Source organism: Streptomyces sp. NPDC087845 (genome assembly GCF_044742755.1).
Lineage (GTDB): Bacteria > Actinomycetota > Actinomycetes > Streptomycetales > Streptomycetaceae > Streptomyces.
On the sequence record NZ_JBIUVC010000019.1, the window covers coordinates 111,677 to 124,208 of the forward strand.

The window sequence follows — 12,532 nt, forward strand, 5'->3', positions numbered from 1 at the left end:
AGTGCGTTCTCCGAAGGCGGGTGCCCGCGCCGCGAGGTCACGAACAGCATCCGCCCACCTCGCGGCGCGGGACGACGCGCCCCGTGGAGGCACATCGAGCCACAGCACAGACCCACCACCATAGCCAGCCGGCGTCGGCCCCCACCGCAGTGATGGTTTCTCCGCGGGCGCGGTCGGAAGCCTCGTCAGTCCGCAGATCCCGCCAACCGATCGCCGGTACAGTCACTTTGACGAGTTCTTCTGTCGGGAGCCGGTGTTCACGGCCTGGCACACGCGTCGGACCGGGCCGGCCGACGGCGGCCGGCACACCGCCGTGGCCGCTGACGGCGCGGGGACCTCGACGACCGCCCGGGTCCTGACCCGGTCCGGGGTCTCTTCGAGGAGACGGGCGACGGCGGGCAGACCGGTCAGATCGGCGATCAGTACCTGCCAGGCGAGATCGGCTGGGGGACTGTAGAGCGCGGTGGGGGAGCAGAGGCCGATCACATCGCCGGGGCAGGCGGCGGCGGCCCAGCCGGACGCCACCCCGTGGTCGTGCAGCACGAAATCGATGTCGATCTCCCCGGCCTCCGGGCGCACCGACCGGATGGTGTAGGTGCGCATGGGGGCGACGGGATGCCCCTCGGGGGTCTGCCAGCCGCCGTTGTCGGTGGTCTCGGGCAGGGAGACGTCGGCACGGTCCGGGCCGTGGGGGAGGAAGAGACGTACGTACTCCTCGCCGACACCGGTCGAGGTGAACGCGGCGAGGTCTCCGCCGTGGAAGGTGGCGCGGGTCATCGTCGTGGTGAGGGGCCGGACTCGGGCGACGACGGCTCGGTGGATCGTCATGGGTGCTGCTCCTTCGTGCGGGGTGGTTTCCTCTGATCGCGCGGGTGTGGGGTGGTGGCTGCCGGACAGGCGCTACGGCGCTACGGGGCGACGGGGTCCGGAGGATGGGGCGTGCGGGTGTACGCGTGCCAGAGGGCGGCGTACTCGCCTGCCCGGGACAGCAGTTCGCCGTGTGTGCCGCGCTCGGCGACCTCGCCGTGTCCGAGGACGAGGACCTGGTCCGCGTCGCGTGCCTGCTCCAGGCGGTGCGCGACGATCACACTGGTCCGCCCCCGGGTGACCCGTGCGAGGGCCGTCCTCAGGAGTGCGCGGGTCTGCGGACCGGATTCGGCGGTGGCCTCGTCGAGGATGACGACGGACGGGTCGGCGAGCAGGACGCGGGCCAGGGCGAGGTGCTGGACCGCCCCGTCGTCGAGCGGGGTGCCGCCGGGGCCGAGGACGGTGCCGAGTCCGGATTCCAGGTCCAGCGCGCAGTCGGCCCCGACCTCGCGCAGGGACTGCCGGAGTTCGGCGTCGGTTGCGGTGGGCCGGGCGATGCTCAGATTGTCGGCGAGGGTGCCGCCGAACAGATGGACCTCCTGGGTGACCAGGTAGCAGGTGGGGGAGTGGGGGTCCTCGGTGTCCCCGACGGTGATCCGGCCGCGGGACGGTTCGCCCAGGCCCGCGATCAGGCGGGCCAGGGTGCTCTTGCCCGAGCCGCTGGCGCCGACGAGCGCCAGGCTGGTACCGGGGGGCACCCGCAGGGAGAATGGACGCGTCGAGCACCTCCAGCCGTGCCGGATCCGGGGTCCGGGTGTGCTGCGTCGTCGTGGTCACGATTGCTCCTCGTGGCTGAAGGGTCGGGGCAGTGACGGCGGCCGGGGCGACGAGGCCAGCGGCGCCGGTGAGATGCGCTGGTTCATCGGCGGCGGCCCGCGTACTGACGGGTGAGGAGCCAGGCGGGATAGGCACCGCCGATGCACACCGTGACGACGCCCACGGGCAGGTCGATGCGTTGCGCGATGAAGTCGGCGGCGACCAGGACGGCGGCGCCGGTGAGCGCTGCCGGAACGATGTGCAGCGTGGTGGAGCCTCTGGTCAGACGCTGGGCGATCTGCGGTGCGGCGAGCGCGACGAACGCGATCGGGCCGGCAGCCGCGGTCACCAGAGCGGTGAGTGCGACTCCGACGACGGTGGCGACGAGCCGGGTGCGCTGGGCGTACACGCCGAGTGCCACGGCGGTGTCGTCGCCCATCTCCAGATGGACCAGGGGTCGTACCACGGTGGCGGAGCAGACCAGCAGGACGGCGAAGACGACCGCCGCCGCCCGCAGTTGATCGAAGCCGAGTCCGCTGAGGGATCCGGCTCCCCACGTGGCCGCGAGCATGGCCTGCTGCGGGTTGACGGAGAGGAGCAGCATCGAGGTGAGGGAATAGAGGAACGCGCCGACGGCGATGCCGACGATGACGAGACGGAACGGACGCAGCCCGCCGCGGTAGGCCAGCACATACACCAGAAGGGCGGTCGCCGCCCCGCCGATCAGTGAACCCGACGCAACGGCCAGGTAGTTGGCGGTACCGAGCAGCAGCATGACGACGCTCGCGCCCGCGTACGAACCGGAGGCGAAGCCGATCACGTCCGGGGAGCCCAGCGGGTTCTTCGTCAGCGACTGGAAGATCGCTCCGCTGATCGCGAGCGCCGCACCGCAGATGACCGCGAACAGCAGCCTGGGGAGCCGCCAGTTCACCACGACGAGCCGCGCACGGGAGTCGGCGTCCGGGTCGAGCAGAGCGGACGGCACCTGCGCGGGCGAGAGCGAGATGGACCCGGTGCCGAGCGTGAGGACGCCGAGGGCGGTCACGGTCACGGCCAGGGCAGCACAGACGAGGACGGATCGCCGTTCGATGCGCAGCGCCATCCCCCCGAAGCGCCGGCTCCAGACGGTTCGTCCGAAGTCGACCCGGCCCGGCACGGGTTCCGGCAGGCGCTCTGACAGGGCTTTCGCGGTCACAGGGTGCTCACCTTCCGGTGCCGGACGAGGGACACGAGGACGGGTGCGCCGACCAGCGCGGTGACGAGTCCGACCTGCAGTTCCCCAGAGGGGAGCACCACGCGTCCGACGATGTCGGCGGCCAGCAGGAAGGCGGGGGGCGGCGACGACCGTGACGGGCAGGATCCAGCGCTGGTCGGGTCCGGCGAACCACCGCACGATGTGGGGCACCATCAGCCCGACGAACGAGATGGGTCCGGCGACGGCGACAGCGGTCCCGGCCAGCAGCGTGACGGCGAGGACCACGGTCACCCGGGTGAGCGCGAGGCGGGTTCCCAGGGACCGGGCGATGTCGTCGCCGAGCGCGAGGGCGTTGAGCGGGCCCGCGCTGAGCAGTCCCAGAACGAGACCGCCGCCGATGAGCGGCAGGGCGACGGGGAGGATGTCGAGCGACCGGCCGCCGATGGATCCGACGCCCCAGAACCGCATGATGTCGAAGGCGGTCGTGCTCTTGAGCGCCATGGCGGAGGGAAGCCGCCGCAGACGGCGGTGAACGCGACGCCCGCGAGGGTGAGTTTTACCGGGGTGCCACGGTCGGCCCCGATCGATCCGAGGGCGTAGACGAGCACGGTGAGCCCGAACGCGCCGGCCAGCGTCGGGGGTCTGCGCGAGGGCGTCGTCCAGCACCGCGATGTGATCGGCGGCGGTGTCAGCTCCGGAGTTGCCGGGCCGCAGTCGCCCTGACATGGCCTCACCCGTGTTCGCGAGGAAACACGGCAGCGGGTGGAAGCCGAAGCCGCCCTAATAGGTAGGTGCGGCCTGTTCCTTCTCCGAGCGGCAGGTGATCAGCGTGGCGTCGAGCTCCAGGACCAGGCCGGGAAGTTCGCGCCCTGCGGCCCGGACAGCGGGTATGCCCTCGCCGGTCTCGGCGGCCTGTATCCAGGCGGTCTCCCGGGCTGAAGCGCGGGCCGCTCGCAGCGAAGATGGACGAGGGTGGCCAACAGCCGGTCGACGAAGACCAGCTTGTGCTTCGCTCCCGCACCCACCGCCCTGCGACGAGGACGCGAACCGAGTGCCGCCTGGCGCCGCTCGTGCCACAACGGGTCGACCTCAGCGATAAGTTCAGCCATCACATCGGGCGTCAGCCCCGTGATCCGTTGACTTCGGTGATCGCCGCACGCGCCTGGTTCCCCACCATGTCAACCATGATCAACAGCCACCATGCCGACGCGCCAGCGCTCACCATGCACGAGCTCGTTGGTTACTTCACGGCTTCTTGATGATGACGACGGCGTTACTCACCGCGCGCTCGCGCAGCGTGCCGCCCCAGTCGTCCACGGGCCGGTTGTAGAGCGTGTCGTTGGCGATGAGCGTAGTATCGCCGCCGCTGCCCAGGCCCACCGCGTCCGTCGCCCCCAGCCACTTCATCACCTTGGCTGCCTCGGGCAGGGTCGCTCCCACGCTGAGCGTGGGGTCGCGGCCGTCGATGGTGACGAGCAGAAGTTCACCGGACGCGATCACTCCGGCGAGGGTACGGGCGTGGCGCTGCAACAGGGTGTTGTTCGAGCGGCACTTCTCGCCCGGGCCGAGGTCGGCAGGGACACAGGAGTACTGGGACATCCCGTTGGCTGCCGGGTTGAGCCACACCTTGCCGCCTCGGACGAGCGCCGGTGTGCCGCCCGCGACCGCGGACAGTGTGGGGGTGGTCACCGACTTCCCGTCCCGGCCGAGCACCTTCGAACCGGGCTTGTAAGCCTTGCCGACCTCGGAGTGGGCCCGCAGCCAGTCGGCGCCCGCGCCGATGCCCTGCAGGACCCGGCCGCCGGCCGGGATCGGACCGCCGGCCGGGCTGCGGAGCTCCTTGACAACCCAGTTGCCGTCCATGACGACATCGACGGTATGCGCGGCGAAGTCCCGTTCGTTCGCGTACCACTGGGCCTGCCACCCTGTCGTGGCGTCGGTCCACGGCTGGTCCCAGCGCATCGGGGTGGGTGTGGTGGCGCCCCACTCCGGGCGGAAGACCACGATCTCGTTCGGGTCGAGGCAGCGGGTGTTGCGCCACGGCTGGAGCGTTCTGACTCGGTCAGTGGAGCGGTAGTCGTCGCCGACGCCGCCGCAGCCGAGGACCTGGCCGGCCGGCCGGTTGATGCCGTCGACCACGCGCACGCTTCCGTCGGGAGCCGCCACCTGCGTCTGGGAGGTGACCTCGTCGACGACGGCTCGACTGCCAAGTCCCTCCAGAAGCAAGGAGGTGCGTCCGTTATTTGGGGCGCCAAGCAGCGTGTTGCCCTGCATGTACAGGCCCTGCGGCACGCCCTCGAAGCCGGCGAAGGACGGGTTGTTGGGGCCGCCGATGTCGAACTCGGAGCCGTTGACCGCGACCAGCGCGCCACTGTCCTTGGCCAGCTGCCGCACCGTCTCGGAGTTCTGGACGTCCGTCCCGTGCACGGCCTTCAGCGCGACCTGGGCCGACGGGGCGACAGTGATGACCCTGACCTGCCACGGACCCTTGCTCTCGCCGCCATCCTCGGCGGTGAAGAAGACTCGGCTCTTGCCGAAGCCCGCCGCGGCCAGAGCGCTCTGCAGCTGGACGGCGTCAGCCCGCCGGTCGGCCGCGAACCGGCCGGCCCGGACCCCGTAACCCACGATCCGGCTGTCGGTGTCGGCGCTCTCCTGCACGGTGAAGGTGTCGACGCGGGCTTCGAACCCGGCCGTGGTCACCGCCGCCGCGAGTGCGTCGGCGTCCGCCCTGGTCCCGAAGGTCTCGGTGCCCTTCTCGGGGTGGCGGACCCAGACCGCCCAAGAGTCCGAGGCCTCGCCCTGCCAGTACTTGCGGTAGGTGACGCCGGGCGCGAGCTCCTCGGCGGGCCGGGTCTGGGTGGGCACGTCCTCGGGCCCGAGCGGCATTCGCCCCACCGGCTCGGTGCCGGCTGCCGCGGCGGCTTCGGCCTGTGTCAGCTGGCCGGGGGTGGCAGCACCCAGCAGGAAGACGGCGCTCAGCGCCAGGGCCGTGGGTATGGCTATGGAGCCGGTGAATCGGGGGGTCGCGCGGCGCGGCACTCAGGTCTCCGTTCGGGTGGGCCCGTGCTGACGGGCGCCCCACCCTAACCAACCTCACCGCTTCGGCTGCTGCGGCGAGGCGTCGCTGGTCGTCGACGGGTTGGTGTAGGGGGTGATTTCGGCTGGTGGGCATGGCTGGCTCCCGGCGTTGGGGGTCGGGTTCTCCAGGTCCTTCGGTTCGTGGGTGGTCAGGTGGGGCTGCCGGTCAGATGGCAGGGCGGGGTAGTGCGGTGAGGCGGTAGAAGGCGTCGGCGCCTCGACCCATTCGGTGGTGCGGCCCCGGCAATTCGGTCGTGTGGCCCCGGACCGGCGGGGAGAATCCACAGGATGCGTGATCGAATGCGTTCGCCGGCGGGGCTGGGCCTGCGCCCATGGGAACTCTCCGATGCCCCCGCGGTGTGGGAGGCGTTCGCGGAACCGCTGATGCAACGGCAAGCCGATGCACTCATCGCCACGGTCGCGGACGCCGAGCAATGGCTCCAGCGACGGAGGGACCAATGGCGCCGGCAGGTTGTCTACAGTTTCGCCGTCGTGGACAGCACCGACACAGCGCTGGGTGGTGTCGCGGTCAGCAACCTCGATCCCCAGCACGCCACCGGATGGATCTCCTACTGGACCGCCTCCGCCGCCCGCGGCAGAGGGGTGGCCACCTACGGCTGCCAGGCGCCGGCCGCCTGGTGCTTCGCCGACCTGGGGCTGTTCCGCCTGGAACTGGGGCACCGCACCAACAACCCCGCTTCCTGCAGAGCAGCCCTCGCATCCGGCTTCACAGCCGAGGGTCTCCAACGGCAAAAGCTCGCCTACGGCGGTATCCGCTACGACGTCGAGATTCACGCGCGACTCGCGACGGACTCGCATCCCGGCCAGTGCTCGGAGCCGTCTCAAGCGGACGATGCACCGGTCAACCATGACCAGGAAGATCCATGACGCCGGAGGGCCACCCTCCCCGTGCACGTAACCGTCCCCACCACCGCAGGAGCCGTACGCGGACGCCGGGGAGGAGAAAGGGAGAGGCGACGGCGTGTGCGGGCATCCCCCTGCGCGTCCCCGCCCCCGCCGGGTTGCCGCGCCGCCGGAGGGGGCCGGACCGCAGCGACGACACGGCGCCTCATAGGATGGCCGGCGAATGTTCGAAGGAGGACGTGGTGGGGCACTTCGAGGGCTTCGACGGCACCGGATTCTGGGAGGATTCGTCGTACGCGCTGGAGAGCTATGTCGAGGCCCCGCCCTCGCAGGAACTGATCGCCTCGCTGGAGGAGGAACTCGGCGGGTATCGCCTACCCGGCTCCTACATCGCCCTGATGCGCGCGCACAACGGCGGCATCCCGGCCCGGGACTGCTTCCCCATGGATGAGCCGACGTCCTGGGCCGAGGACCACATTGCCATCACCGGGATTCTGAGCGTCGGCCGGACGAAGCCGCACTCGCTCGGCGGCGAATTCGGCAGCCGGTTCTGGATCGACATGTGGGAATACCCCGACATCGGCGTCTACTTCGCTGACACGCCCTCGGCGGGCCACGACATGCTGGCCCTCGACTACCGCGCGTGCGGCAAGGACGGTGAGCCGTCGGTGGTGCATGTCGATCAGGAGGCCGACTTCGCGATCACCCCGGTCGCGGAGAACTTCGAGGCGTTCATCGAGGGTCTGGTCGACGATTCCGTCTACGACACGTCGGAGGAGGACCGGCTGGCCGCTCTTGCCACGGTGCGCGAGGGCGGCTTCTCGCCCATCCTGCTGCGGGCCTTCCGCGAAGTCGCGGACCTCCTGCCCGACGCGGACGGGTTGATGAGGGGGCTGGCTGAGGCCATCGTGCGGGAGAAGGGGTTCTTCGCCCTGCACGCCGACGCACGTTCGACGCTGATGTACGACTACCTGTTCTGGCTGTTCACGAGTGGCAATCAGGTCGATTCCTTCGAGCGGTACATCAGGGCGCCGCATGCGCAGGAGCGCTCCTATGCCCAGCCGGACTACGAGCTCATGATTGTCTTCTGCCTGGTGTCCGACCCGTTCGGCTTCCACACGGGCGGATACGCCCGCGGCTTCCTGGAAGACTGGTGGACCTCCCGTGTCGCTGCGGGCGACATCGTCGAGACGGCCGAGGGGTACCGGATGACCGAGACCGCCGCCGCCGTGCTGCTCAAGGAGCTCGCCGTCGTGGCCGGTGAGCGGTAGCCGGACGCAGTCGGCTCGGAACTCCGGCGTATGCCCTGCGCCCCCGGCCATGCCCGACATGGCGGTCATGGTGCGGGGCCCTCTCGTGGCGGAGGCGGCGGCCGGTGGTCCGTCAGATGGGGGTGCCGGGCGGGTTCGGGCCGACGAGGCCGAGGCCGTACGCGAGGATCGTCGCCCGCACCCGGTCGCGCAGCCAGAGCTTGCGCAGCAGCGCGTTCACATGGGACTTCACGGTGCCGGCGGTGATGCCGAGTTCTCGGCGCTCTCCGCGTTGTCGAGTCCGGACGCGACCAGGGTAAGGACGAACCGTTCGCGACCGGTCAGGCCGCAGCCGCAGTCGGCCGAGGATCTCCTGAGTCAGTCACTCAGCCTCGATTCACCGGTCTGTTTCTGAAGTGATCTTTTGAGGCTTCGAGGGTCGGGGTGGCGGGGTTGTGACTGGGCGCGGGCAGGCGGTACTTGCTGGCCTGCCCAGTTTTTCCACAGTTCTGCTCCGGTCGGGCCCCGGCGGGGCGGGATAGTCAGGGGCGTCAGGGCGCTTCGGGCGGGGCGTGGACGGTGTCGGACCTCTGTGTCCAGGCATGCTGCCAGGGCCATCGCCCGGGTAGGTGCAGGGTGATGCGCCGTGCGGAGCGGGCGATCCGGGCCGGGACGTGGATCAGGTGGGCACGAAGGGTCGCGGTGGTGGCCCTGGCGTGGAAGGTGGAGGCGAGCGCACCGGTGGCACGCAGCAGGTTGTAGGCGAGGGCCCACAGGGTGAGTGCCCGTGATGCTGAGGACGGCTCGTTTGATGGAGGGGTTCATACCGGTCGTGATCGAGAAGTGGGCGCCGGCCCGGCGGCAGGCGGCGATCACCCCGGCGTTGTAGAACTGGGAGTCCGCCCGCAGGATGCGGGTGCCGGTGCACCCGGCCTCCTCGGCGGTGGCCAGAGCTTCACTGACGAACTTCGGGGTGCCGCGGGAGTCGGCTGCCTTGCCGCGGCGCATCCGCCCCCCGGCGATCACCGGCCGGGACTGTGGAGTGCAGATCGTGGCCAGCAGCGGGTGGAGGGTGCGGATGCCTTTGAACCGGCCGTACTCGGCGCCCTGCTTGGTCCGGCCGTAGACGCGTTTGTGGGTGGAATCGACATCGATGAACGCCATCTGATCGGCCCCGGCCAGCAGCGGGGTATGCGCGGCCAGCGCACCCAGGAACCTCCTGTGCACGGCGTGAAGTTGGAGGGCATGGCCGTGGGTGAACGCGCGCAGGAAAGTGCCGAGCGTGGAGGGGGCACGGATACCGCCGAACACAGTCGGCATCGCACCGTGCCGCAGGACGTCGAGGTCGTCGATGCTGTCTGCACCTGCGGCCATGCCGCCCACGATGCTGGTGACCTTCGCGTCCGCCGCCGCACCCGCGCCGTTCCTCACCCCGGTCAACTTGACCTTCTCCGTCACCAGTCGCGGCAGACCACACTGCTCGGCCAGCCGCATCACCGGGACCAGCCCGGCCTGCGCGATCGGATTCGGGTCATCGAACGCAGCGGAGACCGCCGCCGGCGTATGGGAAACCTGCATCTCGGAAGTGCCTTGCTGATTGCGCGTGCCGGAAGCGTGAAGAACTCCCATCATCGCAGGTCACAAGGCACTCCTCCATTTTCCCAAACGTCATCCACAGGCATCGGTCGGTGGATCGAGGCTTAGTGCCGCATCAGGCCTCGTTCGCCACGTTGTCGTCTGGCGGTGTCAGCTCGTGCCGAGTGGCGCGCTCCGCTCAGCGTCGAGCTGATGGTCGGCCCAGACGCAGCTGTCGGGAAGCAGGTCGGTGACGGAGACGGTCTGGAGACGGTCGTCTGCGGCCCCGGGGTGAAGATCAGTTACTGGCACCCGCCGCTTCCTCGCCGCCCTCCGGGGCCGTGTCCGGAGGGCCGGGCGGCACCTGCGCCAGATAGTCGTGGATCGCGTCGCGGTTCTTCGTCAGACACGCGATCTTCTCGGTCATCCGGTCACGTTCGTGTTCGAGCGTGGCGACCATGTCGGGGGTCGCGTAGGGCATGTGGATGGTGCGCGGCTTGTTCAGGCACGGGAGGATCTGCTTGATGATCCGGGTCGGCAGGCCCACGTCGAGCAGCCCCCGGATCTGGATCACCCGGTCGACGAGGTACTCGCCGTACACGCGGTAGCCGTTGGGCATGCGTTCCGGCTCGATCAGCCCCTGCTCCTCGTAGTACCGCAGCAGGCGCGCCGGGGTGTCCGTACGCCTGGACAGTTCGCCGATTCTCACAAGAGCCCTTTCGCTGGACCCGACTTGACCTTCACACTGATGTCAACCATCAATGTGAAGACTATGACTCAGCTCGACGAGACACAACAGCGCACCAGCGCGGGGGACCGGTTCCCCCTGGCAGGGCTTCTGGCACTCGCTGCGGCCGGCTTCATCACGCTGCTGACGGAGACCCTTCCCGCGGGAGTCCTTCCCGCGATGAGCCGTGACCTCGGGGTCACGGAGTCGGCCGCAGGGCAGACCGTCACCGTGTACGCGATCGGATCGGTGGTCGCGGCGGTCCCCCTGACCAAGGCCACGATGGGCTGGCCGCGGCGTCACCTTCTGCTCCTCGCCATCACGGGCTTCGCCGTGGCGAACACCGTCACCGCGACCTCGAACAACTATGCCCTCACACTCGGCTCCCGGTTTCTGGCGGGTGTGGTCTCCGGCCTGCTCTGGGCGCTCCTTGCCGGATACGCCACGCGCATGGTCGCACCGCACCAGCGCGGCCGGGCGATGGCCGTCGCCATGGCGGGCGCACCGATCGCCCTGTCGGTCGGCGTCCCGGCGGGAGCCTTCCTCGCCCGCGTCCTGCAGTGGCGGACCGCGTTCGCTGTCATGACAGCACTCACCCTCCTGCTGATCGTCTGGGTGATCGCCACCGTGCCCAACTTCCCTGGCCGGGGCAAGGAGCAACGACTTCCGCTGACGCGCACGATCCGCATAGCGGGAGTCGTCCCGATCCTGTTCGTGACGCTTGTCTACGTGTTCGCGCACAACCTCCTGTACACCTACATCGCCCCGATCCTCGACCAGCTGGGCATGGGCGGACAGGTCGATGCGGTCCTGCTCACCTTCGGGCTGCTCTCACTGGTCAGCATCTGGGTCACGGGCGCACTCATCGACCGGCGACTGCGGGTGCTCATGATCACCAGTTGCGGGTTGTTCGCGGCCTCTGTTCTCCTGCTCGGGCTGGTCAACGACGCGTCCTGGCTGGTGTATGTCGGCGCCGGAGCCTGGGGGTTCGCGTTCGGCGGGACGGCCACGCTGTTGCAGACCGCCTCGGCGGAAGCCGCGGGAGCGGCCGGCGACGTCGCTCAGTCGTTGATCGTGACCTGCTGGAACCTCGGGATCGCCGTCGGCGGAATGCTCGGCGGGCTCCTGCTCGACGCCACCGGTGCCGCCTGGCTGCCGTGGACCGCGCTCCTTCTGCTCATCTCCGCACTGGTGGTCACGGTCGGTGCCCGCACTCACGGATTTCCCGCCACCGCGCCCCGCGGCTACTAGTGCCGTGACCGCATGGGTTCACCGGGTTCTGCCCGCGCTGAGGCCGGGGCCGACTAGATGGGGGCTGACATCCCAGCCAGCGCGTGGAGGCATGGTGGCAGAGCCTGTCAAGGTCCGCAGACTGACTGATCAGGAGGGGCAGCGGCTGCAGCAGATTGTGCGTCGGGGCAGCACCAGTTCGGTGCGCTACCGGCGGGCGATGATGCTGCTGGCCTCGGCCCGGTGGAAACCGGGTGCTGGTCATCGCCCAGCTGGTCCAGGCGGACGAGGACACAGTGCGCGATGTCATTCACCGGTCAAACGAGATCGGTCTGGCCTGTCTGGACCCTCAGTGGGCGGGAGGCCGTCCCCGCCAACTCAATCCCGACGACGAGGACTTCGTCGTGGCGACGGCCACCACCCGCCCGGCCAGGCTCGGCCAGCCCTTCACCCGCTGGTCGATCCGCAAGCTCGTCGCCTACCTGCGCAAGGTCCACGCCCGGGTGATCCGCCTCGGTCGAGAGGCCTTATGCTGCCCGCTCGACCGACGCGGCGTCACATTCCAGCGGGCCAAGACGTGGAAGGAGTCCCCCGCCCCCGACCGCGACGCCAAACTCGACCGCATCGAGCACGTCATGGAACGCTTCCCCGGCCGCGTTTTCGCGTTCGACGAGTTCGGGCCTCTCGGCATACGCCCGACCGGCGGATCCTGCTGGGCCGAGCAGGGCCGGTCGGACCGCCTCCTCGCGACCTATCACGGCTCAGCGAAGTTACGAGTTGGTGCGTGATAGGGGGTGATGTGTTCTTGCTGGTGGGTGGCATGATCCGGATGTGGCGATCATGCTCAGTCGGACGGTTCTCGCGCATCAGGTGTTCACAGGGGTCTCCCGGGGGCATCTCGCCTCCCTGGTCGAGGAGTTGGCGGGACCGTGGCAGGCCGTGGTCGAGGGGCGTCGTCACGAAGCTCGTGGCGGGGCCAGGAAGCGCGAG

At 69.8% G+C, this 12,532-nt stretch carries 8 protein-coding genes and 6 pseudogenes; 5 read left to right on the forward strand and 9 right to left on the reverse strand.

Annotated elements, in window-relative coordinates; genetic code table 11:
- Positions 1-297: 297 nt before the first annotated feature.
- From ACIOMQ_RS34680 to ACIOMQ_RS34705, 6 genes and pseudogenes are all read right to left on the reverse strand, one after another.
- Positions 298-828 (reverse strand): annotated as a pseudogene (locus ACIOMQ_RS34680) (siderophore-interacting protein); the annotation flags it as partial.
- Positions 829-908: 80 nt separating this feature from the next.
- Positions 909-1,610: an ATP-binding cassette domain-containing protein gene (locus ACIOMQ_RS34685; RefSeq protein WP_402191794.1), complete on the reverse strand. Its 702-nt coding sequence runs from the start codon at positions 1,608-1,610 to the stop codon at positions 909-911.
- A 116-nt stretch (positions 1,611-1,726) separates the two neighbouring features.
- Entirely contained in the window at positions 1,727-2,725 is a 999-nt protein-coding gene (locus ACIOMQ_RS34690) for a FecCD family ABC transporter permease (RefSeq protein WP_401940155.1), read from the reverse strand.
- A gap of 89 nt (positions 2,726-2,814) precedes the next feature.
- Entirely contained in the window at positions 2,815-2,919 is a 105-nt protein-coding gene (locus ACIOMQ_RS34695; protein ID WP_362211107.1) for a hypothetical protein, read from the reverse strand.
- A 100-nt stretch (positions 2,920-3,019) separates the two neighbouring features.
- Positions 3,020-3,319: pseudogene (locus ACIOMQ_RS34700) on the reverse strand (iron chelate uptake ABC transporter family permease subunit); the annotation flags it as partial.
- Positions 3,320-4,063: 744 nt separating this feature from the next.
- Positions 4,064-5,857, reverse strand: coding sequence for a phosphodiester glycosidase family protein (locus ACIOMQ_RS34705; RefSeq protein ID WP_402191789.1), 1,794 nt, complete (start codon positions 5,855-5,857; stop codon positions 4,064-4,066).
- 339 nt (positions 5,858-6,196) lie between these two features.
- Here ACIOMQ_RS34705 and ACIOMQ_RS34710 point away from each other — a divergent pair, with 339 nt between their 5' ends.
- Both ACIOMQ_RS34710 and ACIOMQ_RS34715 read left to right on the forward strand, forming a co-directional pair.
- Positions 6,197-6,784, forward strand: a complete 588-nt coding sequence (locus ACIOMQ_RS34710) for a GNAT family N-acetyltransferase (RefSeq protein WP_401754256.1) — start codon at positions 6,197-6,199, stop codon at positions 6,782-6,784.
- Positions 6,785-7,002: 218 nt separating this feature from the next.
- Positions 7,003-8,031 (forward strand): SMI1/KNR4 family protein, encoded by a 1,029-nt coding sequence (locus ACIOMQ_RS34715; protein ID WP_362211087.1) that lies wholly within the window; start codon positions 7,003-7,005, stop codon positions 8,029-8,031.
- A gap of 112 nt (positions 8,032-8,143) precedes the next feature.
- Here the strand turns inward: ACIOMQ_RS34715 and ACIOMQ_RS34720 are convergent.
- From ACIOMQ_RS34720 to ACIOMQ_RS34730, 3 genes and pseudogenes are all read right to left on the reverse strand, one after another.
- Positions 8,144-8,355 (reverse strand): annotated as a pseudogene (locus tag ACIOMQ_RS34720) (LuxR C-terminal-related transcriptional regulator); the annotation flags it as partial.
- A gap of 206 nt (positions 8,356-8,561) precedes the next feature.
- Positions 8,562-9,588 (reverse strand): annotated as a pseudogene (locus ACIOMQ_RS34725) (transposase).
- A 295-nt stretch (positions 9,589-9,883) separates the two neighbouring features.
- On the reverse strand, positions 9,884-10,294 hold the full coding sequence (locus tag ACIOMQ_RS34730; RefSeq protein ID WP_362211090.1) for a MerR family transcriptional regulator: 411 nt from the start codon (positions 10,292-10,294) through the stop codon (positions 9,884-9,886).
- 63 nt (positions 10,295-10,357) lie between these two features.
- Here ACIOMQ_RS34730 and ACIOMQ_RS34735 point away from each other — a divergent pair, with 63 nt between their 5' ends.
- The 3 genes and pseudogenes from ACIOMQ_RS34735 to ACIOMQ_RS34745 all read left to right on the forward strand — a co-directional run.
- Entirely contained in the window at positions 10,358-11,563 is a 1,206-nt protein-coding gene (locus tag ACIOMQ_RS34735) for an MFS transporter (protein WP_362211093.1), read from the forward strand.
- A 94-nt stretch (positions 11,564-11,657) separates the two neighbouring features.
- Positions 11,658-12,318 (forward strand): annotated as a pseudogene (locus ACIOMQ_RS34740) (transposase); the annotation flags it as partial.
- 64 nt (positions 12,319-12,382) lie between these two features.
- A pseudogene (locus ACIOMQ_RS34745) lies at positions 12,383-12,532 on the forward strand (IS5/IS1182 family transposase); the annotation flags it as partial.